Here is a 25,245-nt window from a genome sequence, read left to right as displayed (position 1 = left end):
GCAGAGGACTCGAAAATAGAACAAAACGTGAATATTATCGCGCCATGTTCGCTGAACTCTCCGCCACCTCGAACTTCACCTTCCTCACCGGGGCCTCGCACCCCGAAGAGTTGATGGCCCGCGCCGCCGAGCTTGGCCTCCCGGCGCTCGCCATCGCCGACGAGAATTCCGTCGCGGGCATCGTCCGCGCCCATGTCGCGGGGCGCGAGATCGCCCGGAACGGGGATACCCCGCCGCGTCTTCTTCCCGCGGCACTCATCCGGCTCCGCGACGGCTTCACCCTCACGGCGCTTCCTCGCGACCGGGCGGCCTGGGGACGGCTCTGCCGGCTTCTCTCGCTCGGCCGGCTCCGGGCCGAGAAGGGGGAATGCGACCTCGGACCCGACGACCTCCTCGCCTGGGCGGAGGGGATACGCCTCCTCCTGCATCCGCCGACAGGGGCGCTGGCGGTGACGGGCGGCGCGGGCGCGTGGCTGCCGCTGGCGCAAAGGCTCGCGCGCCGCCTCGGCCCCGGTTCCGCTGCGCTCCTGATGGCGCCGCGCTACGACGGGCAGGACGGCACCCGCTTCGCCCGGCTCGCCGCGCTTGCGGAACGGCTGGGCTTGCCCACCGTCGCCTCCGCCCGGCCGCTGATGCACCACGCCTCCCGCCGCCGTCTCGCCGACGTCCTGACCGCGATCCGCGAAGGCGTGCGGGTGGACGATCTCGGCCGCGCCGCGCTCGCCAATGCCGAGGAGCGGCTGCGTTCCGAATCCGAGATGCTGCGCCTCTTCCAGGGACACGAGGATGCCGTGCACCGGGCTGGAGAGATCGCCGAAAGCCTCTCCTTCTCGCTCGACGAACTCTCTTACGAATACCCCTCCGAGATCGCCGATGGCGAAACCCCCGCCCGCCGCCTCGAACGCCTCGCCCGTGCGGGCCTGCGCTGGCGCTACCCTTCCGGCGCGCCGGAGCGGGTGCGGGCGATGCTCGACCACGAACTCGCGCTCATCTCGAAGCTCAGGTACGAGCCCTACTTCCTCACCGTCCACGACATCGTCGCCTTCGCCCGCTCGCGCGGCATTCTCTGCCAGGGGCGGGGGTCGGCGGCCAACTCGGTGGTCTGCTACTGCCTCGGCGTCACCTCCGTCTCGCCCGAGATCGGCACGATGGTCTTCGAACGCTTCGTCTCGGAGGCCCGCGACGAGCCCCCCGACATCGACGTCGATTTCGAACACGAGCGGCGCGAGGAGGTGATCCAGCACATCTACGAACGCTACGGCCGCCACCGCGCCGGACTCTGCGCCACGGTGATCCACTACCGCGGCAAGCGCGCGGTGCGCGAGGTGGGCCGGGCGATGGGCCTGTCGGAGGATACGCTCTCGGCCATGTCCGGCCAGATCTGGGGCTGGAAGGGCGGCGAACTCGACGAGAAGCGGCTGCGCGAGATCGGCCTCGACCCGGCCGACCGGCGGCTCAGGCTGACGCTCGACATCATCGCGGAAATCCAGGGCTTTCCCCGCCACCTCTCCCAGCACGTGGGCGGTTTCATCATCACCGAGGGACGACTCGACGAACTCGTCCCGGTCGAGAACGCGCGGATGGAGGACCGCACCGTCATCCCCTGGGACAAGGACGACATCGACGCGCTGAAGATACTGAAGGTCGACGTGCTGGCCCTGGGGATGCTTTCCTGCATCCGCAAGGCCTTCGACCTGATCCAGCAGCACCACCGGACGAGCTACACCCTCGCCACGCTCCCGCCCGAGGATCCGGCGGTCTACGACATGCTCTGCAAGGCCGACAGCCTCGGCGTCTTCCAGGTCGAAAGCCGGGCGCAGATGAACTTCCTGCCCCGGATGCGGCCCCGGAGCTTCTACGACCTCGTGATCCAGGTCGCGATCATCCGTCCGGGCCCCATCCAGGGCGACATGGTCCATCCCTATCTCCGCCGCCGCCGGGGGGAGGAGAAGGTGACCTTTCCCTCCGACGAACTCGGCAAGGTCCTGGGCAAGACGCTGGGTGTCCCCTTGTTCCAGGAACAGGCGATGCAGATCGCGATCATCGGCGCGGGCTTTTCGCCCGAAGAGGCGGACCGGCTGCGCCGGTCGCTCGCCACCTTCAAGAAGCACGGGTCGGTCAGCGAATTCCACGACCGCTTCATGTCGGGCATGGCCGCGAACGGTCACGACCCCGACTTCGCCGCGCGCTGCTTCGCCCAGATCGAGGGCTTCGGCAGCTACGGCTTTCCCGAAAGCCACGCCGCCTCCTTCGCGCTTCTGGTCTATGCCTCGGCCTGGCTGAAGCGGCACCATCCCGGCATCTTCGCCTGCGCGCTGCTCAACTCGCAGCCGATGGGCTTCTACGCGCCTTCGCAGATCGTCCGCGACGCGCGCGAGCATGGCGTGACCGTTCGGCCCGTCTGCATCAATTCGAGCTACTGGGACAACGTGATGGAACCCGACGGCAAGGGCGGGCTCGCGCTGCGGCTCGGATTCCGGCAGCTGCGCGGCATGCGCGAGGAGGAAGCGGACTGGATCGCGGCGGCGCGCGGCAACGGCTACACGGCGGCCGAGGATGTCTGGCGGCGGGCGGGCGTCACCCCGCGCACGCTCGCGCTTCTGGCCGAGGCCGACGCCTTCGCTTCGCTCGGCCTGACCCGCCGCGAGGCGCTCTGGGCCGCGCGCGCCGTCACCGGCGACGAACCCCTGCCCCTCTTCGCGGGTGACATCGACGGCGAGGGGATCGTGGAGCCCGCCGTCCACCTCGCCCGGATGAGCGAGGGCGAGGAGGTCGTGGAGGATTACGTCGGGATGCGCCTGACGCTGCGCACCCATCCGCTGGCGCTTCTGCGGCACATCCTCACGCCGGGCTTGCCCCCGCCCGTCCGGGATGCGACCCTGCGCCCGAAGCGAGAGACCGCCTGACGGGAGACAGATGCCCACGGACATGAGAGTGAAGTTCCGACGGGCTGCGGCCGTCCCGCTCGCGCTCATGCTCGCACAAGCCATCGCGACACCGGCCGCAGCACAGACGCCCGAATGCCACGTGGACCCACAGGAACCACCGCTTCCCGCCGCCGGGACGGTCGATCCGGCCCTCGTTCGCGAATTGACGCTCTGGATCGGCGAGAACAGCCAGTACGATGTCTCCGCACTGATCACGGAACCGCCGGAGGTCAATTTCTGCCACGAAGGGGAGCACGTCCATTACGGCAAGGCCGAATTCGTCGTCGAGCAAGACATGCGCGCCGCCTACGACCCTTCGGCGCGAAGCATCTACCTCGTCCTGCCATGGTCCGCCGAAGCACCCCGCGACCGCGCCGTGCTGGTGCACGAGCTTTTCCACTGGGTGCAGCTCGAAAGCAGGGAATGGCCCTGCTACCAGGCGCTGGAGATCGGCGCCTACGGCATCCAGGCCAGATACCTGCGCGAACACGGCCTGACAGTCGATTGGGACTGGTTCGATATCTACCTGCGAGCACGCTGCCCCACGGAGGTGCACCCGTAGAACAGTCCGCGCAGGCTCACCGGAGCCGGTTCAGTATCTCGAGGCTCGCATAGCCGTCGGGCAGCATCCCGATCGAACGCTGGAAGGCCTTGACCGCCGAAATCGTGTTGGGCCCGATCTTGCCGTCCACCCCGCCCGGGTCGAAGCCCGCGGCCTGGAGCCGTTCCTGCAACTCCCTCCGCTCCGCGAACAGCAGCGCCCGGTCGCCACGCGGCCATGACGCCTGGATCGGCGCGCCGCCCCGGATCCGGTCGGACAGGTGCCCGACCCCGATCACGTAGGCGTCGGCGGCGTTGTAACGTTCGATCACGTGGAAGTTCCTGAAGATCATGAAGGCCGCGCCGCGCGCGCCGCCGGGCAAGAGGATCGAGGCGGCGCCATGATTCGGGACCGGCCGTCCATCTACCCCGCGCACGCCGAGCGCCGCCCACTCCGCGGGCGATTTCTTGACCCGGTCGCCGGTCAGCCCGAAATCGAAATTCGACGGCAGGCGGACCTCGACCCCCCAGGGCCGGCCCCTCTGCCAACCCGAGCGGGCGAAGTAGGCCGCGGTCGAAGCCAGCGCGTCGGTGGGGTTGTCGGACCATATGTCGCGCCTGCCATCGCCGGTGAAGTCGACCGCGAAGGAAAGATAGGAGGTCGGGATGAACTGCGTGTGCCCCATCGCACCCGCCCAGCTTCCCGTCATCCGCTCCGGCGCCACGTCGCCCGCCTGGACGATCTTCAGCGCCGCGATGAGCTGGCTTTCGAAGAAGGAGCCACGCCGTCCGTCATAGGCGAGCGTCGCCAGGGCCTCGATTACCGGGATGTTGCCCCGGAACTCGCCATAGGCACTTTCGAGCCCCCAGACCGCGACGACGACCTCCTTGTCGACGCCGTAATGCGCCTCGATCTGCTCGAGCACCTTGCGGTGCTTCCTGAGCGCCTCCTTGCCATTGCTGATCCGCGAATCCGACGCGGCGCTGTCGAGGTATTCCCAGATCGTCTTGGTGAACTCGGACTGGTTGCGATCCTTCTGGATCACGTTGGTATTGTAGGACACGCCCCGGAACGCCCGGTCGAAGACCCGCGCGCTGATGCCCTGGGCCATCGCGCGGCCCCGAAAGCCCGCGATCCACCGGTCGAAGCCCTGGTTCGCCGTGGCGAGGGTCAGCCGCTCCGGCCCGCCTTGGCTCGTCATGTCCTGCATGATTCCTCCCGGCCGCGCCTCCGGGCGCGGAGACCTCTCGACCGGGCCGGCCCCGGCAACGCCCGGAAGCACTGCCACTGCCAGCGCCAAGGCCCTGATCCCAAGCTTCATGGTACACCTGCTCGCGTTTGCCCGCCGTTGTTGCGCAAAGGATAGCGCGAAAACCGGTTCGGGCAAAGGCATCAGCGGCGGCTGCGCGAGACCTTGCGTTTTCCCTTTTCGGCCTTGGCCTTGGCCTTTCCGGGCTTGCGCCGCACGGGCCGGCCGCGCTTCTTCGACGCGCCGCCCGGCATGTCGCGCCCCTCGATCGAGAGGAGTTCCAGCATGACGCCCCCCGTCACCGGCACCGCCTCGGCGAGCCGCACGGTCACGCGCTGGCCGATCCCGATTACAGTGCCCGTGTCCGCGCCCATCAGCGTCTGGCTGTGCGGATCGAAGTGGAAGAACTCCCGCCCGATGGATCGGATCGGGATCAGCCCGTCCGCCCCGGTCTCGTCGAGCTTCACAAAGGCGCCGAACCGGGCGACCCCGTTGATCCGGCCGGTGAATTCACTGCCAACGCGGTCGGTCAGGTAGGCCGCGACATAGCGGTCGGTCGTGTCGCGCTCGGCCGTCATGCTGCGACGCTCGGTTTCCGAGATATGCTCGGCCGTTTCCTCGAGTGTCTCGATGTCCTGCGCCGAAAGACCGTCCTTGCCCCAGCCATGCCCCGAAATCAGCGCCCGGTGCACGACCAGGTCGGAATAGCGCCGGATCGGCGAGGTGAAGTGCGCGTAGGACCTGAGCGCCAGCCCGAAATGCCCGAAATTCTCGGGGTGGTAATAGGCCTGCGTCATCGACCGGAGCGTCGTGATGTTCAAAAGCTCGTCGAATTCCGTGCCCTCGGCCTGAGCCAGCAGCCGGTTCAGGTGCGACGTCTTCAGCACCTGTCCCTTGGCGAGCGTGAATCCGGAAGCCTCCGCCACCTCGCGCAGAGCATCCAGCTTCAGCGGCGACGGCTCTTCGTGCACCCGGAAGAGAAGCGGGCGGCGCATCCGGGTCAGCTCCTCGGCGGCCGCGACGTTGGCGAGGATCATGAACTCCTCGATCAGGCGGTGCGCGTCGAGCCGTTCGCGGATCGCGATCGAGGTGACATGGCCGTCCTCAGACAGCTCGATCTTCCGCTCCGGCAGGTCGAGGTCGAGGGGCTGGCGCATCGCGCGGGCCTTCTTCGTCGCCTCATAGGCCTCGTAGAGGGGGTCGATCACCTCCTCCATGAGGTCGGCGCAGCGGTCGTTGGGGTGCCCGTCGCGCGCCTCCTGCACCTCGCCGTAGTTCAGAGAGGCCACGGACTTGATCATGGCGCGGGTGAAGCGGTGGCCGATCTTCTGGCCCTTGGCGTCAAGCTTCATCCAGGCCGCGATCACCGGGCGCGGCACACCCTCGTGCAGCGAACAGAGATCGCCCGACAAGCGGTCGGGCAGCATCGGGACGACGCGGTCGGGGAAGTAGGTGGAGTTGCCACGCCGACGGGCCTCTCGGTCGAGCGCGGATTGCGGCGTGACGAAATGCGCGACGTCCGCGATCGCGACCCAGACGATATGGCCGCCCTCGTTCTTCGGATCGGTATCGGCATGGGCGAAGCAGGCGTCGTCATGGTCGCGCGCATCCGAGGGGTCGATCGTCACGAAGGGCAGGTGGCGCAGGTCCTCGCGGTCCCCCAGGGGCGCGGGCTTCGCCTTGTCCGCCTCGTCGATGGCCTCGTCGGGGAATTCGTCCGGGATGCCGTGCTGGTGAATCGCGATCAGCGACACGGCCTTCGGCGCCGACGGGTCGCCGACCCGTTCGATGATCCGAGCCTTCGGCAGGCCGAGACGGTCCTTCGGCCCGACCTGTTCGGCCTCGACAAGCTCCCCGTCCTTTGCGCCCTGCGTGGCGTCCTTCGCCACGCGCCATTCCTTTTCCGCGCCCTTCTCGATCGGCACGATACGGCCGCCCTCGGTCTCCTTGCGGAAGATGCCGAGGATCTTGTGCGGGTTCTGGCCGATCTTGCGGATCAGGCGGGCTTCGTACTGGTAGTCCTCGCCCCTGACCTCGATCACGCGGGCGAGGATCCGGTCGCCTTCCGCCACCGGGGCGTCCGCCTTCCGCGGCATGAAGAGGACGCGCGGCTCCGGGCTTTCGCCCTGCCATTCCAGCGGCCGGGCGAACTGGTCGCCGCTGCGGTCAGGCGGCAGGATCGACAGGATCGTGACGGGCGGCAGCTTCTCCGGGTCGCGGTAGCTCTTGCGGCGGCGCTCGAGCTGGCCTTCCGCCTCCAGCTCCTTGAGAAGGCGCTTCAACTCGATCCGCACCGCGCCCTTGATGCCGAACGCCTTGGCGATGTCGCGCTTGGCCGAGGACCCGGGGTTGTCGGCAATCCACTCAAGGATCTGGTCTTTTGTGGGAAGGGTATTTGTCATTTTCATCTGCTATCACATGCGCATTCGACCCGCCATCTGCAAGGCGGGTCTGCCGCGCCCCGACGAGGTCCGCGGCCTCGTCCACGTCGGCGAGCGTATCGACGAAGGCCACGGGGCCGGGCAGGGTCGCCAGCGTGTCCGCAAGCGCGTGGCGCGTGGACCATCTGACGCCCCGAAAGAGCCCGGCGGGGGGCCTCGCCAAGCGCTTCAACCCGATGAGCCAGTAGCCCCCATCCTCGGCTGGCCCGACGACGGCGGCGGAGTGTCCAAGCGCCGCGAAGGCCGCCGCCACATGGGCCCGCCGCAGCCCGGGAATGTCCGCCCCGACGATCACGACGGGGCCCGGCGGAAAACGTCGGAAGATCCGACCCATGCGCGCGCCGAGGTCGCCCTTGCCTTGCGGGACGCGCGGCAGGTCGCGGGGCCATACGCGGCTGTTCATGCCCTCGGCATCGGGGCTGACGGCCAGAACGGTGTCCCATCGCGGGTCACGAACCTCGCGCAGGATCCGTGCGGATTGACGCCGGAACCACCAGGCAGCGGCCACCATCCCGATCCCGCGCCCGAGCCGCGTCTTCACCCGCCCGGCGCGCGGTTCCTTGACCATGACGACAAGGCGAGGCCTTGTCGCCGGTCGCTTCCTACCGGAAGTAATCCGCAAGGATCCGGCCATAGATCGCCTTCAGCTTCTCGATCTGGGCGACCTCCACCCGTTCGTCGACCTGGTGCATGGTCTTGCCGACCAGGCCGAATTCCACGACCGGGCAGTGATCCTTCACGAAGCGCGCGTCCGACGTGCCGCCCGAGGTGGAGAGGACCGGCGTCTCGCCCGTTTCCGCCTCGACCGCCGCCTTCACGAGATCGACAAGCGGTCCGGGCGGCGTCAGGAAGCTTTCGCCCGAAACCTCGACGCGCAAGACGACGTCGACGCCCGTCTCCGCCTCGATCTTCGCGACCTCGGCCTTGAGCCGTTCCGTGATGCTCGCGGAGGAGTGCGCGTCGTTGAACCGGATGTTGACCGTCGCGCTCGCCTTCGCGGGAATGACGTTCGAGGCCGGGTTGCCGCAGTCGATCGTCGTGATCTGCAGCGTCGAGGCGTCGAAGTGGTCGGTCCCGCCGTCCAGCGGATGCGCGGTGAGCCGGTCCATAAGCCGCACCAGCGCGTGCAACGGGTTGTTCGCCCGGTGCGGATAAGCGGCATGGCCCTGCACGCCCTTCACGGTGAAGAACGCGGTCATCGAGCCACGGCGCCCGATCTTCATCATGTCGCCGAGCCGCTCCGGGCAGGTCGGTTCGCCGACAAGGCAGACGTCCATCCGCTCGCCGTTCTCTGCCATCCAGTCGAGGATCGCGACCGTCCCGTCCTTGCCGGGCCCTTCCTCGTCGCCGGTGATCGTCAGGATCACCGCGCCGTCGGGGGGCGTTTCGCGGACGAAGTCCACCGCCGCCGCCGCGAATGCCGCGACGCCCGATTTCATATCGGTCGCGCCCCGGCCCCAGAGCCAGCCATCCACGATATCGCCGCCGAAGGGATCGCGCGTCCAGGAGGCTGCGTCGCCCACCGGCACGACGTCCGTATGCCCGTTGAACCCGAACGCGCGGTTCGCGCCCTTCTGGCCCCAGCGGGCATAGAGGTTCGGGGTCCCGTTACGGTCCACCCTGGCGCATTCGAACCCCGCGTCCGAAAGGAGCCGTTCCAGCAGCACCAGCGCCCCGCCCTCCTCGGGCGTGACCGAGGGGCAGCGGATCAGGTTCGCGGTCAGCGCGACGGGATCGACGGGGTCATGGCGAGCGGTCATGGGGAACTCCTCCTGTCGGGCCAGACCTAGCCCTGCGGCATGGCAAGCGCAATCGCCGCGAGCCGGGCTCTCACTTGTCGAAGAAGGGATCCATCTGCGCCACGATGACCGCGTTTTCTTCGAGCGCGCGGTCCATCAGCGCCCGTTCCTCCGGCCCGATCTCGTGGCCCTGCGCCTCACGTTCCGCCAACGTGCCGTAACCCGTGACATCCAGGGGCGCGAGGTCGGCCTGCTTCAGGATCGCCACCGTCTCGCGCACGGCCTCCGCCTCGTCGACGCCCGAGGCGTAGCAGAGGATCGCCGCTCCGGTCGCGCCCTTGGGCAGCCCGTCGCCAGCCTTCCGGCCAACCTCGACCAGCAGGGTGTAGACTTCCTGCGGGCGCTTCTCCTTGCCGCTCATGTGATCTCCCGATCTCCGACCCGTGCCGGGGGTGCGCCGCCACGCGGCTCTTGTCAACCGATTTGGCCCGCCGCCCGCAGCCGGGCCATGACCTCGCGCGAGGTCTCGAGGGCCGCCTCGCGCGTGGCCGCCCGCACTAGCAGGTGAACGCCCCGCCCCGCTTCCAGAACGCCGGGGCTGAGAAGGATCAGCTGAATGTCGCCGTTCCGTTCCCGCTCATATTCCTCGACGATGCGCCGGGCGACGGCGAAGCGCAGTGGCCGTTCCTCCAGCCCCTTTTCCTGCACGATGACATGGGCGGCGAAGCGGTCGCGCTCGGGAAGTCGGTTCACCAGGGACATCGGGATCGAAACGCCACCCCAACGCCCGTTGCACTCGACCCAGAGAATCCTCGCCTTCTCGATCGACGGCCCCGTCAGGATGGCGTCGAAGCTGCACCGGCCGAAATAGCCGAGCTTCTGGAACAGGACGGCGATCTCCATCGCCTGAACGGAGAACACCTCCTCCAGATCCGGCGGAAGCATTGCCATGGCGGCCCCGGCGAACGCCTTCTGCTCGCCTTCGAGGATCTGTTCGTAGATCCCTTCGAACAGGGGCGGCCCATCCTCGGGGCGCGGGATCCAGAGCTGCGCAGATGGGCTTGAAAGCACGTTCGCGTCCCAGACCTCGACTGCGAGGGGATAGGGGATGCCGGCGCCGAGCGTATCGACCCGGGCGCGAAGTTCCGCAAGGACCTCGCCGGGGCGCAATCCGCGCAACTCCTCCATCTGTACGAGGACGTTCCCGGCCGACCCGGCGCTGTCGGGGACCTTCAGGACCAGCCGGTCCCATTTTCCGCCAAGATCGATCACGTGGCGCACCAGAGCCGAGCCGCAGAAGGCCGAACGTTTCTCCGGGATAGCCGCCGCGCCGAGCAGGCGGCTGACGATGTCGCCGAACCAGAGCTTGTCGTTTACCCTCCGCGTCAGGAGCGGCGGCGAGCCCGCGACGTTCACCCGCGCGCCCGTGTCGCGTGCCAGCTGCGCCGCCAGGCCCCAGATCGTGCCGGTGGAAATGTGGGGCATCAGAGTGATGTCGTCCTGCCCCGAGCAGATCCCGCAAAGGCGCCGGTACACGCTCTCTTCCTTCAGGCAGACGATGGGCGCGGGCCGCCTGATCCCGTTCCGCTCGGTCTCCACATGCAGGTAGCGGACCCCGGGCTCCCCGAGGGTCTGCCGCTGGTAGTCCTCGAACTCGGCGCTCGCCGGCCCGCCGATGACCGCAGTGTCGCCCGACCGGGCAAGCCAGACCAGCCGGTAGTCGTGATGCACCTCGCCCGGGACTGAGAGAAGGCGTATCTCGGCGGCGTCTCCGAGAAAGATCGCCATCCCCTCGCCGAGGCCCTGGCGGACGTTGGGGCCGAAGGGCTCCACCTCGCCAATGCGCGGCTCTGCGGCAAGGATGCCGGACGCAAGGCGCGCGATCCTCTCGAGGCCGGCGGCGCTTGGCTCGGGCTGGCGCCGGGGAACTATGGCGAGCCGATGCAATCCACCTTCCTTTCTGAAGTGCCCGGCAGATCGGTCCTTGGTGTTCGGTGTTCGTGCGCGCGGAACGCCGCGCGATGAAAGGCAATCTGCCAGAATCGCAGGCGCCGCGTCTTGATCCGGCTCAATGCGCCCGACTGTCGGATGACGGTAGGAAGGATTCGCGCAATAAGGGAACAAATCGATGTGCCGCCTTTACGCGATGCGCTCGAACGAACCCACCCGGGTCGAATGCAGCCTCGTCAACGCCCAGAACGCGCTGATGCGTCAGAGCCGCCAGGACATGGAGGGGCTGATGCATGGCCACGGCTGGGGCGTGGCCGACTATCGCGACGGGCTTCCGCTGGTCGAAAAGCAGACCTGGGCCGCCTTTCACGGCGAGCATTTCGCAAAGGCCGCAGCGCGGGTCTACGCCCATACGGTCATCGCCCACGTGCGCCGCGCCACCGTTGGCGAACCATCGATCGAGAACACCCACCCGTTCAGCCACGGCCCCTGGATCTTCGCCCACAATGGCACGATCCCGAACTTCCTGAAGGTCCGCGACCGGATGATGCCCGAAATCGAGCGGATGTTCCGGAACGACATCCGCGGCACCACCGACAGCGAGCACATCTTCTATTACATCCTGAGCCTTCATTACCGGAACCCGAACGCGTCGCTGCGCAGGCTGGTCGGCAAGGCACTGAGCCGGATCGTCGAATGGTCGGCCGAGGTCGACCCGGACGCGAAGATCGGGCTGAACGTGATCCTGACGGACGGGCAGTTCTTCGTCGGCTCGCGCCTCGGCCGCACGCTCTGGCACCTGACGCGGGAAAGCGTCTTCGTCTGCCCCATCTGCGGCAAGAGCCACGTGCACCACGAGCCCAAGACCGACTACCGCGCGGTGGAGATCGCGTCCGAACCGATCACCGACGACAACTGGCGGGAGGTCCCGGACGGCACCGTCTACTCCGTCGACGAGTTCTTCTACCTCGATGCAGAATCGATCGCGGGCTGCGTGGATGAGGTCCTGGCCTGAGGCGAGGTCGGGGCTTCCGCACCTCGGTGCGCGACGGCGTCCACGACGCGGACGAAGCGGACACGAACCACGGTTTCGCTCATCCTCCGGCAAGCTTTGAATTCGTCGCCTGACGACGTCGCGGCGACCGTCAGTCGTGGCGCGTTCCCGCGGTCGCGGGTTTACCTCTGCCTCCTGGCGAAAAGCGCCATGACCGCGAAGACGAGGATCGCTGCAACCGAGAGCCAGCCGAGCCAGTCGCCGAAGCGGGCGTAGAGGGTGCGTACGCCCTTCATCGGCACGTCGGCGAACATTATCCCTGGCTGGCCCGTCCCCTTGTCCATCTGCGCCAGCACGCGGCCATAGGGATCCATCGCGTAGGTGATGCCGTCAAACGTAGGCCGGACCAGGGTAAAGCCGCTCTCGACCGAGCGGTAGGGATCGTTGAGGGTGATGCCCTTGGGGAACTCGTGCGAACCCGTGAGCATGAGATCGGCCCCGGCCCGGCCCGCCTGAAGTGCGAAGCGGGGGAAGCTCATGTCGCGGCAGATCGAGACAGCGATGCGGCCGAAGGGGCTGTCGGCGGTCTGGATCACCTCGGCCCCCTTCTCGAAGACGGCGGTTTCGCCCATGTCCCCCAGGCCCAGGAGGAAACGCTTCTGGTAGTCCGCCCGGATGGCGCCGGTGTCGTCGAACAGCATGTGCCGGTTCTGGCCCTTGCCGGTTTCCGGCACCCAGGCATAGGGCAGTGCCAGCCAGACCCCGTTTTCGGCAGCGATACGGGAGAAGGCCGCGCGGGCGCGATCGTTGTCCGCCTCGCTCACGATGATCGAGAATTCCGAGAAGGCCACGATCTTCGCGCCGCCTTGCGCGGCCTCGGCGGCCATCGCCTCGATCACGGCCATCGTGGGCTCGTAGGGCGACGTCATTCGGTCCTCGAATACTTGCGTCATCGTGACGATGCCGCCCTCCTCGGCTGGCATCACGACGGCCGCGAGCCGGACCGTCGGGACCTCGGGCGCCGTCAGAAGCCGCAGACCGCCCCAGGCGAAGAGCCCCCCGGCGACGATCACGAAGGCCAGTGCGGCGGCAAGGGTCGGGCGGCGCGCGAAGCCGCGTTCCCAAGCGTGATTCACGCAGGCCGCCAGCCAGGACCATAGGAATACAAAGCCCCAAAGCCCGGTCAGCGCATAGAGTTGAAGCAGCGGCAGCGGCGCGGTGGCGAAGACGTTCTTCGCCTGGGTGCCGTTCAAGGGCGGCTCGAGCGAGGCGAGGAACATGACCGCGGTCACCGCGGCCGGGAAAACCAGCGAAGTATATAGGTTCTTTCCGAGCCGGGGCGTGATGGCGCGATCGACGACATAGGGCAGCGCATATAGGAGCGCGATCATCGTCGAGCGGACGGCGTTGAACACGAGACTCAGCGCCGGATCGCCCATGTCGAAGACGCCCCACAGGGCGATGTTGAAGGCGAGAACGAAGCCCAGCGTGGTCAGCAGACTTGAGCGCAGGAACGGCAGCACCCGGCTGAAGCGCAGGATCAGGATCGGCGCGACGATGATCGTCACCGGGACGTAGGGCAGGAAATCGCTGCGTCGGCAGAACATGAAGAGCCCGAAGCCGAGGACGAAACACCCGGCGGCTTCGGGAAAGCCTGCACTGCGCGAGATCCGTGAGGCTGTCGCCATCCGTAACCTCTCCTTTCAGCGGCCTTTCGAGGCGCGGTCCCTTGGGGAAGGCGCGCCTGCGCTGTCTACCCGCCAGCCAAGCTAACTTGGCCCGAGCAGTGCCGAGAGGCATTGACCTCTGTCAATCTGACCTTGGCGACCGTCCCGCCTTGCCGCGGGGTGCGCGCAAGTCTGGCCCTCCTGGCCCCGTCAGTCGCGCAAGAGCTCATTGATCGAGGTCTTCGAACGCGTCTGGGCGTCGACCTTCTTCACGATCACCGCGCAGTAGAGGTTGACCCCGCCCTTCGACGGCATCGACCCCGCGACGACGACCGATCCCGCCGGCACTTCGCCGTACATGACCTCGCCGGTTTCCCGATCCACGATCTTCGTGGACTTGCCGATGAACACGCCCATCCCGAGGACCGAGCCCTCGCGCACGATGCAGCCCTCGACGACTTCGGAACGCGCGCCGATGAAGCAGTTGTCCTCGATGATGGTCGGGCCAGCCTGCATCGGCTCAAGCACGCCGCCGATGCCGACGCCGCCGGACAGGTGCACGTTCTTGCCGATCTGCGCGCAGGAGCCGACCGTGGCCCAGGTGTCGACCATCGTGCCTTCGTCCACGTAGGCGCCGAGGTTCACGAAGGACGGCATCAGGACCACGCCCGGCGCGATGTAGGCCGACCGGCGCACGATGCAGTTCGGCACCGCGCGGAAGCCTGCCTTGCGCCATTCGGTGTCGCCCCAGCCGGCGAACTTGGAATCGACCTTGTCCCACCAGGAGCCGCCCTGCGGCCCGCCGTGGTGCTGCGACATGTCCTTCAGGCGGAAGCCGAGAAGAACGGCCTTCTTCGCCCACTGGTTCACGTGCCATTTTCCATCCGGCTGCCGTTCGGCCACCCGCAGGCTGCCGGTGTCGAGCGCGGCGAGCGTCGCCTCGATCGAGTTGCGGGCCTCGCCCTTCGTTGCGGGGGTGATCGTGTCGCGCACCTCCCAGGCGGCTTCGATGGCGGCTTCGAGCTCGGCGTTCGACATGGCTCTTCCTCGTGTTTCCGGTGGCTTCGTCGGGGACGAGCCTATAGACCGGGACCAGCAGTGGCGCAATGCGCGCGAGGAGCGGAAGATGAACGACGAGGCAAGCAGACAGCATTCGTTCCGCCACAGCATCGAGGATGCCGAAGCGGCGGGGCGCATTCCCGACACGCCCCAGACACGCGCCCCGGCCTACCGTCTGGCCTACGCGGACCGGGAATTCCTCATGCGGGAGGAGCTTCGACCCGTCCGGCTGCAGCTCGAGCTTCTGAAGCCGCAGATGATCATGGACGAGCGCGGGATCGAGTCGACGATCGTCCTCATGGGCAGCGCGCGCGTTCGGCCCGATGACGGGTCCGGACCATCGCCCCTTGCGGGCTACTACGAGGAGGCGCGTCGCTTTGCCCGGCTGATGACCGAAAAGAGCCTCGAAAGCTACGGGCGGGAACATGTCATCGTGACGGGCGGCGGCCCGGGGATCATGGAGGCCGGCAACCTCGGCGCGCATGAGGCCGGCGGGCATTCGATCGGTCTGAACATCGTGCTGCCGCACGAACAGGCGCCCAACGAATACGTGACGCCCGACCTCTGCTTCAACTTCCACTACTTCGCGATCCGCAAGATGCATTTCCTGATGCGCGCAAAGGCGATCTGCATCTTCCCCGGCGGCTTCGGCACGATGGACGAGATGTTCGAAAGCCTGACGCTCATCCAGACGCGGCGGATGAAGCGGGTTCCCTTCCTGCTGTTCGGGCGGGACTTCTGGGAAAAGGTCATCAACTGGCAGGCGCTCGTCGACGCGGGCACGATCTCGGCTGGCGACGTGGAGCTCTTCAGCTACGTCGAGACGGCAGAGGAAGCCGCCAAGATAATCGCCGAATGGAAAGAGGCATGCTAGGCCCCACCGGCTGCAATTGACGCAGGTCATGGCCGGGAACGTGCTTTCGCCCGATCGTTGCCGCTCCGGCGCGGGACGCGGCGAAATGCACTGCCTGACCGCCGCGGGTGCGCTGCTGAGTGGGTGGTGACATGGCCGCGACGTCTGCAACTCCTTCGGAGCGCCTGCACTTCGTGCAATGGCTGCGGGTCTTCCTGACTTCGCTCGTCATCGCACATCACGCGGGCCAGCCCTACGGCCCCACGGGCGGCGAGTGGCCCGTGAGCGACCCGGCGAATACCGGGATCCTCGGGGCCTTTTTCGGGATCAACGCGGCGTTCTTCATGGGTTTCTTCTTCCTGATCTCGGGGTATTTCACGGAGGCGAGCTTCGACCGGAAGGGCCCCGCCGCCTTCCTGAAGGCGCGCCTGGTCCGCCTTGGCATCCCCCTTCTCGTCTTCACCGGGATCCTGTTCCCGATCACGGTCTACGCATTCTCGCAACCGCCGAAGAGCTTCTCCGCGTTCCTGATCCAGGACTATTTCGGCCGCCTCGACCTCGAATTCGGCCCGCTCTGGTTCGTCGCGCACCTTCTCCTCTACGCGGTCCTCTACGCGGCCTGGCGCCTTGTCGCCCCTGCTCCTCGCCCGGATCACGGGCCTCCGCCCCTGGGACTGGGGGTGATCCTCGGTTACGCGCTGGCGCTCGCGCTCGTTTCCGTCTTCGTTCGGACCATCTATCCGCAGGACGCATGGGTCCGGCTCTTCTGGCTGATCCCGGCCGAACCCGCGCACCTGCCGCAATATGCGAGCCTCTTCGTCATCGGCATCGTCGCGGCACGCGTGCGGTGGTTCACCGAACTGCCGGGGCGCACCGCTTCTGCCGTCTTCCTCATCGGGCTCGCGGCGCTCTTCCTCGCGGGCCTCTTCGACTACGGAGTTCTGCCCCTGCCCGGGTTTCTCGACATGAACCTGATCTGGGGCTTCTTCGAAGCCTTCGTCTGCGTGGGAATTATCCTCGGGCTCCTCGCCCTGTTCCGGCGCTTCCTGGACCGTCCTGGGCCATGGCTGACCCGGCTCGAAGGAAATGTTTACGGCGCCTACCTGATCCACGTGTTCATCGTGGTCGCGCTGCAGATCGCGATCGTGGACCTCGCACTCACGGCGCTCGCGAAATTCGCGATCGTCAGCGCCGCGGCCATCGTGATCAGCTTCGCCCTCACGGCCGCGCTCCGCCGCATCCCGCCCGTCCGCGCCGTGATCTGAGGCGCCTCAGCCCAGCCCGGCTTCCGCCGCGATCTCCGCCCGGCTCTTGCGCGCCCGCTCCGTCGCGGACTTGAGCTGCCCGCAGGCCGCCATGATGTCCTCGCCCCGCGGGGTCCGGATCGGCGAGGCGTAGCCCGCCTTGTAGACGATATCCGCGAAAGCCTCGATCCGCTCCCAGTCCGACCGCTGATAGGGCGCGCCGGGCCACTCGTTGAAGGGGATCAGGTTGATCTTCGCTGGGATGCCACGGATCAGCTTCACCAGCCGCTTGGCATCCTCGTCCGTGTCGTTCACGCCCTTCAGCATCACGTATTCGAAGGTGATCCGTTCCGAGTTCGACAGGCGCGGGTATTCCCTGAGCGCGTTCAGAAGCGTCTCGATGTTCCAGCGCTTGTTGATCGGCACCAGCTTGTCGCGCACCTCGTCCGTCGTGGCGTGGAAGGACACCGCCAGAAGGCAGCCGATCTCTTCCGCCGCGCGCGCGATCTCCGGCACGACGCCAGAGGTCGAAAGCGTGATCCGCCGGCGCGACAGGCTCAGCCCCTCGCCGTCCATGACGACCTTCATCGCGTCGCGGACGTTCTCGAAGTTGTAGAGCGGTTCACCCATGCCCATCAGCACGATGTTCGACACGAGCCGCGTCTCGTCCTTCGGCGCGCCCGGCTCCGGCCATTCGCCGAGGTCGTCGCGTGCCACCATCACCTGGCCCACGATCTCGCCCGCCGTGAGGTTGCGGACAAGCTTCTGCGTGCCGGTGTGGCAGAAGGAACAGGTCAGCGTGCAACCCACCTGCGAGGAAATGCAGAGCGTCCCCCGATTCTCTTCGGGAATGTAGACCGTCTCGACCTCGTGCCCGCCGGCGATGCGCAGGAGGTATTTCCGCGTCCCGTCGGCCGAAACCTGCTTCGACACGATCTCGGGCACGTCGATCGTGAACTTCTCGGCCAGCATCGCCCGGTAGTCCTTGGCGAGGTTCGTCATCGCCGAGAAATCGCGCACGCCCCAGTGGTAGATCCACTGCCAGATCTGGCCCACGCGCATCTTCGCCTGCTTCTCGGCCGTTCCCGCCGCGATCAGAGCCTCGCGCAGCTGATCGCGCGTCAGACCGACGAGGTTCATGCGGTCTCCCTCCGGCAGTTTCCGGGGAAGCGTCAGCACATCCTGGGTGATGGGCGCTGTGGCGTCGGTCATGGGTCGGTCCTCGTGGAAGCTCGCCCTTATATGGGATTCGTGCCGCAAACGGAACAGGGCATGAAAAAACCCCGGTCGCGGCGCGTCCGGGGCCTTCGTGTCCTTGGCGCCAGCATCACTCCGTGCAGCGCTTCTCGGCCTCCTCCATCGCTGCGGTGAACCCGAGCAGCGAGAACGTGTCCTTCGTCTGCGTGCCGCGAGACGAGCGCGCGGTCAGAATGGCCGACGACCCGACCTTCATGGCCTCGATGATCTTCTTGTCCTCGTCGGGCGAAGCGCCCCAGGCCCATTCCCCGTCCGTGAACAGGTCGAAGCTCTGCCCGTCCACCTGCATGGACACGGTCGATCCGTCCGCGAACGGATAGCCGCCGGTGAAGGAAACTTCGCCGACAGTGCCAGAATCCGGACGGTAGGTGACGAACAGAAGGATGTCGCCTCGGCGCACGGCGACGACCTGACCGTCCTTTGTGTTCACGGTTTCCTTCGGGGCCGAGACGCCCCAGCACTCCTTGGGATCCGCCTCGACGAAGACGCTCCAGTCGGTCTTGGCCGCGACGCGATTGGTCGTCTCCTGCGCAAAGCCGGGAGCCGTTCCAGCCAACAAGATCATAGTGGCCGCAATGCCACGCCAGTTGTTCAATGCCATTCTTGCCAAAGCCTCCAGCCCGTTCCTGCCTCTCGTCGGCGTCCCCCGTGCTTTGTCGCACCTTTTCCGATGGAATACGCCGTTTCAACCCGATACGCCATGTGTAACGCAAAAGTGCCCCGCCGAAAAAGCCCATTGGCGGCTTTTCGCACAATTTCAGAGGCCCGCCGATGTCCGCACATCCGATGATCGAACTCTGGCGCGGCGGAAGGCTGGAAAGCGCCCATGCCGGCCACGCCGTCATCTGCCGCCCCGACGGCAGCATCGTGGACGCCTGGGGCGACCCGGAGGCGGTGATCTTTCCGCGATCCTCCTGCAAGATGATCCAGGCGCTGCCCCTGATCGAAAGCGGCGCGGCCGAGGCGGCGGGTCTGACCGACGCGCAGCTCGCGCTGGCCTGCGCGAGTCATGGAGGCGCGAAGATTCATACCGACAAGGTGGCGCGCTGGCTTGCGGACATCGGCCTGACTGAAAGGGACCTGCGCTGCGGCGCGCATCTTCCCTACGACCCGGATGCAAGGAAGGAACTTGTCTGCGCGGATACCGAGCCCTGCCAGATCCACAACAACTGCTCGGGCAAGCACGCGGGCTTCCTTACCCTGTCGAAGCATCTCGGCGCCGGCCCGGAATACGTGGACCCGACCCATCCGGTGCAGCTCACCGTGCGCGCCGTCTTCGAGGAGGTGACAGGCGAACCTTCGCCGGGCTTCGGGATCGACGGCTGCTCGGCCCCGAACTTCGCGACGTCCGTCCACGGCCTCGCCCGCGCGATGGCCTTCTTCGCTCAAGCCTCCGACGCGGGGGACACCCGCGCCCGCGCGGCGCACCGGCTTACCCGGGCCATGACCGCCTTCCCCGAACTCGTCGCCGGCGAAGGCCGCGCCTGCACGGAGCTCATGCGTGCGATGGGCGGCAGCGTCGCGGTCAAGACCGGCGCCGAGGCCGTCTTCGTGGCGATCCTGCCGGAGCAGAAACTGGGCGTCGCGCTGAAGATCATCGACGGCGCCACACGCGCCTCGGAAGCGGCGATCACCGCGATCCTGATCCGCCTCGGCGTTCTCGACCCCGGTCATCCGGTCGCGGACAAGCTCCTGTCCGGCCCGCTCACGAACTGGCGCGGCATCGTCACCAGCGAGCTCCGCCGCGCCCCCGGGTTCTGCTGACCGTTCCCTATTCCGGCCCCGGTGTCCTTCGGGCCGCCCGGGGGCAAGACTTCCCCTGCGCCACCGCCCCTGTCACAACATCTGCCAGATGAGCCGCAGTGCGAGGGCCGTCGACGTCACCACGAGGAGCGGCTTGATGATGCGCGCGCCCGCCCGCATCGCCAGTCGCGACCCGATCCGGGCCCCGGCGATCTGCGCCGCGCCCATGCAGAGCCCGATCACCCACCAGGGCGCGCCCTGCGCCGCAAAGGCGGCGAGGCCGCCGAGATTCGAGGCGAAGTTCAGAAGCTTCGTGTGCGCCGTGGCCCTGAGGACCCCGTAGCCCGCGAGCGTCACGAAGGCGATCATGAAGAAAGCGCCGGTGCCCGGCCCGACGAGCCCGTCATAGAAACCAATCAGCGGCACGACGAAGGCGGTGAAGGCGGCGGGCCGGATCCGCTCCGCCCGGTCGAGGTCGTTGAGCCCCGGTTTCAGCGCGAAGAAGGCCGCGATGCCGATCAGGATGACCGGAAGCGCGAGGCGCAGGCCGCCGGTCGGCAGGACCGACACCAGAAGCGCCCCCGCCACGCCTGCCGCGAAGGCAAGCGCGGCCGCGCCGATCTGACGGCGCGGGTTCACGTGCCCCGCCCGGGCGTAGGCAATCGCCGCCGTTGCCGCGCCGAAGGTGCCTTGCACCTTGTTCGTGGATAGCGCCTCGACCGGCGAAGCCCCGGCGAGGAGAAGCGCGGGAACCGTGATGAGCCCGCCGCCGCCGGCGATCGAGTCGACGAAACCCGCCGCGAAGGCCGCAGCGATAAGGAAGGCCGCGAGGTCCAGCGATACTTCGAGCAATTCAGGCGAACTCGTCCACAGTGTAGCCCTGGATGTAGAGAAGCGCGCTCAGATCGCCGTGGTTCACGCGGATGTCGCATTGCGCCGCGACGCGGGGCTTCGCATGGAGCGCCACGCCCGCTCCCGCGAGCCCCAGCATGCCCAGGTCGTTCGCCCCGTCACCCACTGCCATCACGCGGTCATGCCTGATGCCGAGCCGCCCGCTCACCTCCCTGAGCGTCGCCATCTTCGCCTCCCGCCCCAGGATCGGCTGCGCGACCTTGCCGGTGAGCTTCCCGTCCTCGATCAGAAGCGTGTTCGCCCGCGTCTCGTCGAAACCCAGATGCGCCGCGACCGCCTCGGCGAAGTTGGTGAACCCGCCCGAGACTAGCACGGTATGGCCGCCGTTCGCCTTCATCGTCGCGATAAGTTCCCGCCCCCCGGGCGTGTAGGTGATCCGCTCGCGGAGGACCTGGTCGATGACCTTTTCCGGCAGGCCCTTCAGCAGCCCCACACGCTCGGTCAGCGCACCCTCGAAATCGAGTTCGCCATTCATCGCCCTCGCGGTGATCTCGGCCACGCGCGGCCCGACGCCGGCGAGGTCGGCGAGCTCGTCGATGCATTCCTGCCCGATCATGGTCGAATCCATGTCGGCGATCAGCATCGCCTTCCGGCGCCCGTCCTCCTCCTGCACGACGAGGTCGACGCCGAGCCCCTGGAGCCCTTCCCAGGCCTCCCACCGATTCGCAGGGATCACGGGCATGGCGAATTCCGCCGCGATTCCGGGGTTCAGCCATCGCGCCTCGCCACCACCCCAGGCATCGCGCAGGCTTTCCACTATGGCGCGACCGAGGTCCGCGCGGGCGGGGCTGGCAAGAAGCGTGGCGATGTACATGGGGGGTTCCGATCGTCTGGGCTGCATGTCGCAAAAAACGGGCGATGCGGCGCAATAGCGCGATTTTCCACCTTGTGCCAGTGCCCGACGAGGCGTATGTGCGGCGGTGGGACACCCCTCCCCAACGAGGGGCGTATATCTGGAAGGATACCATGACAGACCCGACTACCCCGGCCGCGCGGCCGGCAAATCCGCGCTTCTCCTCCGGCCCCTGCGCCAAGATCCCCGGATACTCGCTGGACCTTCTCGCTGACGCGCCCCTGGGCCGTTCGCATCGCGCCGCGATCGGCAAGGCGAAGTTGAAGGAGGCGATCGACCTCACCCGCGAAATCCTCGGCGTTCCCGCCGACTACCGCATCGGCATCGTCCCCGCCTCCGACACCGGCGCGGTCGAGATGGCGATGTGGTCGCTCCTCGGGGCGCGCCCCGTCGAGATGCTCGCCTGGGAAAGCTTCGGCGAGGGCTGGGTCACGGATGCGGTCAAGCAGCTGAAACTCGACGCGACAGTGCGCAAGGCGACTTTCGGCGAGATCGTCGACTTCGCGGAAGTCGACTTCGACAAGGACGTGGTCTTCACCTGGAACGGCACGACCTCGGGCGTGCGGCTTCCGAACGGCGACGCCATCCCGGCCGACCGCGAAGGCCTCACGATCTGCGACGCGACCTCGGCCGCCTTCGCGATGGACCTGCCGTGGGACAAGCTCGATGTCGTCACCTTCTCCTGGCAGAAGGTGCTGGGCGGCGAAGCGGCGCACGGGATGCTGATCCTGTCGCCCCGCGCGGTCGAACGGCTCGAATCCTACACCCCCGCCTGGCCGATGCCGAAGATCTTCCGCATGACCAAGGGCGGCAAGCTCATCGAAGGCATCTTCGTGGGCGAAACGATCAACACGCCCTCCATGCTCGCGGTCGAGGACTATCTCGCGGCGCTCAAATGGGCGAAATCGATCGGCGGCCTGCCGGCGCTCATCGCGCGGGCGGAGGCGAACTCCGCCGTGATCGCGGACTTCGTCGCCAGGCGCGACTGGATCGAGAACCTCGCCGTGGATCCGGCGACGGCCTCGACCACCTCGGTGTGCCTGAAGTTCACCGATCCCCGCATCACAGACGGCGCGGCCTTCGCCAAGGCGGTCGCGAAGCGGCTGGAGAAGGAAGGCGTCGCCTATGACGTCGGTGCCTACCGCGACGCGCCTCCGGGCATACGCATCTGGTGCGGATCGACGGTCGAGACGGCCGATGTAGAGGCGCTGATGCCCTGGATCGACTGGGCCTTCGGGGCCGAGATCGCCGCGATCAAGACCGCGGCCTGAACAGAAGCCGTCGCCGCCCTCCCGGCTGTTCCGTCGCCTCCGCGGCGGGTGCCCGGGCGGCGATGAACGCTCCCGTATTTCCTGAAGGATTCCGAAAATGGCTCCGAAAGTTCTCGTTTCCGACAAGCTCAGCGAAACCGCCGTCCAGATCTTCCGCGACCGCGGGGTGGAGGTCGATTACATGCCCGACCTCGGCAAGGACAAGGACAAGCTCCTCGAGGTGATCGGCCAGTATGACGGCCTTGCGATCCGCTCGGCGACCAAGGTGACCGAAAAGGTCCTCGAGGCCGCGACCAACCTGAAGGTCGTCGGCCGCGCCGGCATCGGCGTCGACAACGTCGACATCCCCGCCGCCTCGAAGAAGGGCGTGATCGTGATGAACACGCCCTTCGGCAACTCAGTCACCACGGCCGAGCACGCGATCGCGATGATGTTCGCCGTCGCGCGCCAGCTGCCCGAGGCCTCGGCCTCGACCCATGCCGGCAAGTGGGAAAAGAACCGCTTCATGGGCGTCGAGGTCTTCAACAAGACCCTCGGCGTGATCGGCGCGGGCAATATCGGCTCGATCGTGATCGACCGCGCGCATGGGCTGAAGATGAAGGTTCTGGCCTACGACCCCTTCCTGTCGGAGGAGCGCGCCAAGCAGATCGGCGCGCACAAGGTCGAACTGGACGAGCTCCTTGCCAAGTCGGATTTCATCACGCTCCACGTACCTCTGACCGACAAGACCAAGAACATCCTCTCGCGCGAGGCGCTGGCCAAGACCAAGAAGGGCGTCCGGATCATCAACTGCGCGCGTGGCGGCCTGATCGACGAGGAGGCGCTGGTCGAGGCGCTGAAGTCCGGCCAGGTGGCCGGCGCGGCGCTCGATGTCTTCGCCGTCGAGCCGGCGATGGAAAGCCCGCTGTTCAACCTGCCGAACGTGGTTGCGACCCCGCACCTCGGCGCCTCGACCACCGAGGCGCAGGAAAACGTCGCCATCCAGGTCGCCGAGCAGATGGCGGACTACCTCCTGACCGGCGCCGTGCAGAACGCGCTGAACATGCCGTCGGTCACCGCCGAGGAAGCCGCCGTCATGGGGCCCTGGCTGAAACTCGCCGGCCATCTCGGCGCCTTCGTAGGCCAGATGACGGACGAGCCGATCAAGGCGATAAACATCCTCTATGACGGCGTCGCCGCACTTATGAACCTCGAGGCGCTCAACTGCTCGGCCATCGCGGGCGTGATGCGGGCCACAAACCCCGACATGAACATGGTTTCGGCCCCGATCGCCGCGAAGGAGCGCGGCATCAAGGTCGCGACCACGTCGCAGGGCAAGTCGGGCGTCTTCGACGGCTACATCAAGCTCACCGTGGTCACCGGAGAGCGCGAACGCTCCATCGCGGGCACGGTCTTCTCGGACGGCAAGCCGCGGTTCATCCAGATCAAGGGCATCAACATCGACGCCGAGATCGGCCGCCACATGCTCTACACGACGAACGAGGACGTTCCCGGCATCATCGGCACGCTCGGCATGACGATGGGCGAGAACGGCGTGAACATCGCGAACTTCACCCTGGGCCGTTCGGGCGTGGGCAAGGACGCGATCGCGCTTCTCTACCTCGACAATGCGATCAGCCCCGAGATCGTGAAGAAACTGGAGGCGACGGGCCTGTTCAGCCAGGTCCGGCCGCTGAAGTTCGACGTGGCCTGAGCCCAGCCAAAACTGCACGAATGCTCCTGCAGCCCCCGCCGGCGATCCGGCGGGGGTTTTCTTGGCGGCTCCGCCTGAAAAACGACCATTCCCGGTCGCGGATGGCACAGCCCGCCTGACCGCCAGGGAAAATGCTGCGTTCGTCTACCTTCGCTGAAAGGACGCCGCCGATGTATCCGCCCGCCTTCGACGCGCTGCTCGCGGCGCTTGCCGATATCTACCGCACGGAAGGGCGCGAGGCGGCCGACCGGACGGCGCAGGCCCTGACCACTACGCCCGCACCAGAGAGCTTTCTGCCGCAGCCGCCCTGCGAACTCGACGCGATGATGCGCGCCCTACTCGTCACGTCCCCTCACCCGGCTGCCGGCGCGATCCTCGCCGCCCAGGAGTTCATCCCCTGGGGCACGAACCCGGTCGCCGACCGGATGAGCGAGGCCGCCGCCGCGATCTGCGCCGTGACGACGCTGATGAGCCCGGAGGGCCCGATCCCCGCGCCCGACCTGCGCCTCGGTCTCTTCTACCAGAGGCCGGACAGCTACTATGCGCTCCACAACCACGACGCGGACGAAACCTATGTCATCCTCGCGGGCGAGGCGCTCTGGACCGCGGGCGACGACACGCGGATCCGCCGCCCGGGAGACATGATCCACCATCCGAGCCTCATGCCGCATGCCTTCCGCACCGGGCCGGAAGGGCTCCTCGCGCTCTGGCGGTGGAGCGGGGACGTCAACACCCATTCCTACGCCTTCCTCGACGATCCGCAGGCCATCGCCGTCTGACGCAAACGCGATCCGCGCCCCCTGTCGCAAGCCCCCCCGGGGAGTATAGGGTGCGCCCGAATCTCCCTGGGGG

General features: G+C 67.3%; 21 protein-coding genes. 9 read left to right on the top strand and 12 right to left on the bottom strand.

Annotation, left to right across the window (positions count from 1 at the left end; genetic code table 11):
• Window positions 1–44: 44 nt before the first annotated feature.
• Together ABCN56_RS09530 and ABCN56_RS09525 are read left to right on the top strand one after the other, a co-directional pair.
• Window positions 45–2,906 (top strand): error-prone DNA polymerase, encoded by a 2,862-nt coding sequence (locus tag ABCN56_RS09530; RefSeq protein WP_343080571.1) that lies wholly within the window; start codon window positions 45–47, stop codon window positions 2,904–2,906.
• A 28-nt stretch (window positions 2,907–2,934) separates the two neighbouring features.
• Window positions 2,935–3,489, top strand: coding sequence for a DUF6647 family protein (locus ABCN56_RS09525; RefSeq protein ID WP_343080570.1), 555 nt, complete (start codon window positions 2,935–2,937; stop codon window positions 3,487–3,489).
• Window positions 3,490–3,505: 16 nt separating this feature from the next.
• Here the strand turns inward: ABCN56_RS09525 and ABCN56_RS09520 are convergent, their stop codons facing one another.
• The 6 genes from ABCN56_RS09520 to ABCN56_RS09495 form a co-directional block, all read right to left on the bottom strand.
• A complete protein-coding gene (locus ABCN56_RS09520) occupies window positions 3,506–4,789 on the bottom strand; it encodes a lytic murein transglycosylase (RefSeq protein ID WP_425466092.1) in 1,284 nt (427 codons plus the stop codon).
• Between the two features lie 71 nt (window positions 4,790–4,860).
• Entirely contained in the window at window positions 4,861–7,125 is a 2,265-nt protein-coding gene (gene rnr / locus ABCN56_RS09515; RefSeq protein ID WP_425466091.1) for a ribonuclease R, read from the bottom strand.
• A complete protein-coding gene (locus ABCN56_RS09510; RefSeq protein ID WP_343080569.1) occupies window positions 7,082–7,726 on the bottom strand; it encodes a TIGR04282 family arsenosugar biosynthesis glycosyltransferase in 645 nt (214 codons plus the stop codon). Before ABCN56_RS09510 ends, rnr begins: the two co-directional genes overlap by 44 nt.
• Window positions 7,727–7,760: 34 nt before the next feature.
• Window positions 7,761–8,918 (bottom strand): succinyl-diaminopimelate desuccinylase, encoded by a 1,158-nt coding sequence (dapE, locus tag ABCN56_RS09505; protein WP_343080568.1) that lies wholly within the window; start codon window positions 8,916–8,918, stop codon window positions 7,761–7,763.
• A gap of 70 nt (window positions 8,919–8,988) precedes the next feature.
• Entirely contained in the window at window positions 8,989–9,318 is a 330-nt protein-coding gene (locus ABCN56_RS09500) for a hypothetical protein (protein WP_343080567.1), read from the bottom strand.
• Window positions 9,319–9,371: 53 nt separating this feature from the next.
• Entirely contained in the window at window positions 9,372–10,844 is a 1,473-nt protein-coding gene (locus tag ABCN56_RS09495) for a preATP grasp domain-containing protein (protein ID WP_343080566.1), read from the bottom strand.
• Between the two features lie 181 nt (window positions 10,845–11,025).
• Between ABCN56_RS09495 and ABCN56_RS09490 the strand changes: the two genes are divergently transcribed.
• Window positions 11,026–11,862 (top strand): class II glutamine amidotransferase, encoded by an 837-nt coding sequence (locus tag ABCN56_RS09490; protein ID WP_343080565.1) that lies wholly within the window; start codon window positions 11,026–11,028, stop codon window positions 11,860–11,862.
• A gap of 161 nt (window positions 11,863–12,023) precedes the next feature.
• On the opposite strand, the gene ABCN56_RS09485 is transcribed toward ABCN56_RS09490, so the two are convergent.
• Window positions 12,024–13,529 carry a nitrilase-related carbon-nitrogen hydrolase gene (locus tag ABCN56_RS09485; protein ID WP_343080564.1) on the bottom strand — a complete coding sequence of 502 codons (1,506 nt, stop codon included), beginning with the start codon at window positions 13,527–13,529 and terminating at the stop codon, window positions 12,024–12,026.
• A gap of 189 nt (window positions 13,530–13,718) precedes the next feature.
• Window positions 13,719–14,546, bottom strand: a complete 828-nt coding sequence (gene dapD / locus ABCN56_RS09480) for a 2,3,4,5-tetrahydropyridine-2,6-dicarboxylate N-succinyltransferase (protein ID WP_343080563.1) — start codon at window positions 14,544–14,546, stop codon at window positions 13,719–13,721.
• A gap of 88 nt (window positions 14,547–14,634) precedes the next feature.
• On the opposite strand from dapD, the gene ABCN56_RS09475 reads away from it, so the two are divergent.
• On the top strand, window positions 14,635–15,441 hold the full coding sequence (locus ABCN56_RS09475; protein WP_343081464.1) for an LOG family protein: 807 nt from the start codon (window positions 14,635–14,637) through the stop codon (window positions 15,439–15,441).
• A 131-nt stretch (window positions 15,442–15,572) separates the two neighbouring features.
• Window positions 15,573–16,685: an acyltransferase family protein gene (locus ABCN56_RS09470; RefSeq protein ID WP_343080562.1), complete on the top strand. Its 1,113-nt coding sequence runs from the start codon at window positions 15,573–15,575 to the stop codon at window positions 16,683–16,685.
• 6 nt (window positions 16,686–16,691) lie between these two features.
• On the opposite strand, the gene rlmN is transcribed toward ABCN56_RS09470, so the two are convergent.
• Both rlmN and ABCN56_RS09460 read right to left on the bottom strand, forming a co-directional pair.
• Window positions 16,692–17,876: a dual-specificity RNA methyltransferase RlmN gene (gene rlmN, locus ABCN56_RS09465; RefSeq protein ID WP_343080561.1), complete on the bottom strand. Its 1,185-nt coding sequence runs from the start codon at window positions 17,874–17,876 to the stop codon at window positions 16,692–16,694.
• A gap of 115 nt (window positions 17,877–17,991) precedes the next feature.
• Window positions 17,992–18,486, bottom strand: coding sequence for an invasion associated locus B family protein (locus tag ABCN56_RS09460; protein ID WP_343080560.1), 495 nt, complete (start codon window positions 18,484–18,486; stop codon window positions 17,992–17,994).
• A gap of 206 nt (window positions 18,487–18,692) precedes the next feature.
• Between ABCN56_RS09460 and ABCN56_RS09455 the strand changes: the two genes are divergently transcribed.
• Window positions 18,693–19,685 (top strand): asparaginase, encoded by a 993-nt coding sequence (locus ABCN56_RS09455; RefSeq protein ID WP_343080559.1) that lies wholly within the window; start codon window positions 18,693–18,695, stop codon window positions 19,683–19,685.
• A gap of 72 nt (window positions 19,686–19,757) precedes the next feature.
• Here ABCN56_RS09455 and ABCN56_RS09450 read toward each other — a convergent pair whose 3' ends face one another.
• Together ABCN56_RS09450 and serB are read right to left on the bottom strand one after the other, a co-directional pair.
• Window positions 19,758–20,516 (bottom strand): TSUP family transporter, encoded by a 759-nt coding sequence (locus ABCN56_RS09450; protein WP_343080558.1) that lies wholly within the window; start codon window positions 20,514–20,516, stop codon window positions 19,758–19,760.
• A gap of 1 nt (window position 20,517) precedes the next feature.
• Window positions 20,518–21,390, bottom strand: a complete 873-nt coding sequence (gene serB / locus ABCN56_RS09445; RefSeq protein WP_343080557.1) for a phosphoserine phosphatase SerB — start codon at window positions 21,388–21,390, stop codon at window positions 20,518–20,520.
• Window positions 21,391–21,542: 152 nt separating this feature from the next.
• Between serB and ABCN56_RS09440 the strand changes: the two genes are divergently transcribed.
• The 3 genes from ABCN56_RS09440 to ABCN56_RS09430 all read left to right on the top strand — a co-directional run bounded on the left by ABCN56_RS09440 (window position 21,543) and on the right by ABCN56_RS09430 (window position 25,172).
• Entirely contained in the window at window positions 21,543–22,700 is a 1,158-nt protein-coding gene (locus ABCN56_RS09440) for a phosphoserine transaminase (RefSeq protein ID WP_343080556.1), read from the top strand.
• 97 nt (window positions 22,701–22,797) lie between these two features.
• Window positions 22,798–24,393, top strand: a complete 1,596-nt coding sequence (serA, locus tag ABCN56_RS09435) for a phosphoglycerate dehydrogenase (protein WP_343080555.1) — start codon at window positions 22,798–22,800, stop codon at window positions 24,391–24,393.
• Window positions 24,394–24,563: 170 nt separating this feature from the next.
• On the top strand, window positions 24,564–25,172 hold the full coding sequence (locus tag ABCN56_RS09430; RefSeq protein WP_343080554.1) for a dimethylsulfonioproprionate lyase family protein: 609 nt from the start codon (window positions 24,564–24,566) through the stop codon (window positions 25,170–25,172).
• The last annotated feature ends 73 nt before the right edge of the window (window positions 25,173–25,245 follow it).

The sequence above is a fragment of the Ostreiculturibacter nitratireducens genome (genome assembly GCF_032670585.1).
GTDB lineage: Bacteria > Pseudomonadota > Alphaproteobacteria > Rhodobacterales > Rhodobacteraceae > Ostreiculturibacter > Ostreiculturibacter nitratireducens.
The sequence above is the reverse complement of the archived record's forward strand: the minus strand, read 5'-3'. Positions and strand labels throughout refer to the sequence as shown.

What these genes read in the sequence shown, in the direction of transcription:
- ABCN56_RS09470 (WP_343080562.1), top strand. Translation starts at nt 15,573, where the DNA reads ATGGCCGCGACGTCTGCAACTCCTTCGGAGCGCCTGCACTTCGTGCAA.
- dapE (WP_343080568.1), bottom strand. Translation starts at nt 8,918, where the DNA reads ATGACCGCTCGCCATGACCCCGTCGATCCCGTCGCGCTGACCGCGAAC.
- ABCN56_RS09430 (WP_343080554.1), top strand. Translation starts at nt 24,564, where the DNA reads ATGTATCCGCCCGCCTTCGACGCGCTGCTCGCGGCGCTTGCCGATATC.
- serB (WP_343080557.1), bottom strand. Translation starts at nt 21,390, where the DNA reads ATGTACATCGCCACGCTTCTTGCCAGCCCCGCCCGCGCGGACCTCGGT.
- serA (WP_343080555.1), top strand. Translation starts at nt 22,798, where the DNA reads ATGGCTCCGAAAGTTCTCGTTTCCGACAAGCTCAGCGAAACCGCCGTC.
- rlmN (WP_343080561.1), bottom strand. Translation starts at nt 17,876, where the DNA reads ATGACCGACGCCACAGCGCCCATCACCCAGGATGTGCTGACGCTTCCC.
- ABCN56_RS09490 (WP_343080565.1), top strand. Translation starts at nt 11,026, where the DNA reads ATGTGCCGCCTTTACGCGATGCGCTCGAACGAACCCACCCGGGTCGAA.
- ABCN56_RS09440 (WP_343080556.1), top strand. Translation starts at nt 21,543, where the DNA reads ATGACAGACCCGACTACCCCGGCCGCGCGGCCGGCAAATCCGCGCTTC.
- ABCN56_RS09520 (WP_425466092.1), bottom strand. Translation starts at nt 4,789, where the DNA reads ATGAAGCTTGGGATCAGGGCCTTGGCGCTGGCAGTGGCAGTGCTTCCG.
- ABCN56_RS09475 (WP_343081464.1), top strand. Translation starts at nt 14,635, where the DNA reads ATGAACGACGAGGCAAGCAGACAGCATTCGTTCCGCCACAGCATCGAG.
- ABCN56_RS09485 (WP_343080564.1), bottom strand. Translation starts at nt 13,529, where the DNA reads ATGGCGACAGCCTCACGGATCTCGCGCAGTGCAGGCTTTCCCGAAGCC.
- rnr (WP_425466091.1), bottom strand. Translation starts at nt 7,125, where the DNA reads ATGAAAATGACAAATACCCTTCCCACAAAAGACCAGATCCTTGAGTGG.
- ABCN56_RS09460 (WP_343080560.1), bottom strand. Translation starts at nt 18,486, where the DNA reads ATGATCTTGTTGGCTGGAACGGCTCCCGGCTTTGCGCAGGAGACGACC.
- ABCN56_RS09530 (WP_343080571.1), top strand. Translation starts at nt 45, where the DNA reads ATGTTCGCTGAACTCTCCGCCACCTCGAACTTCACCTTCCTCACCGGG.
- ABCN56_RS09500 (WP_343080567.1), bottom strand. Translation starts at nt 9,318, where the DNA reads ATGAGCGGCAAGGAGAAGCGCCCGCAGGAAGTCTACACCCTGCTGGTC.
- ABCN56_RS09510 (WP_343080569.1), bottom strand. Translation starts at nt 7,726, where the DNA reads ATGGTCAAGGAACCGCGCGCCGGGCGGGTGAAGACGCGGCTCGGGCGC.
- dapD (WP_343080563.1), bottom strand. Translation starts at nt 14,546, where the DNA reads ATGTCGAACGCCGAGCTCGAAGCCGCCATCGAAGCCGCCTGGGAGGTG.
- ABCN56_RS09455 (WP_343080559.1), top strand. Translation starts at nt 18,693, where the DNA reads ATGTCCGCACATCCGATGATCGAACTCTGGCGCGGCGGAAGGCTGGAA.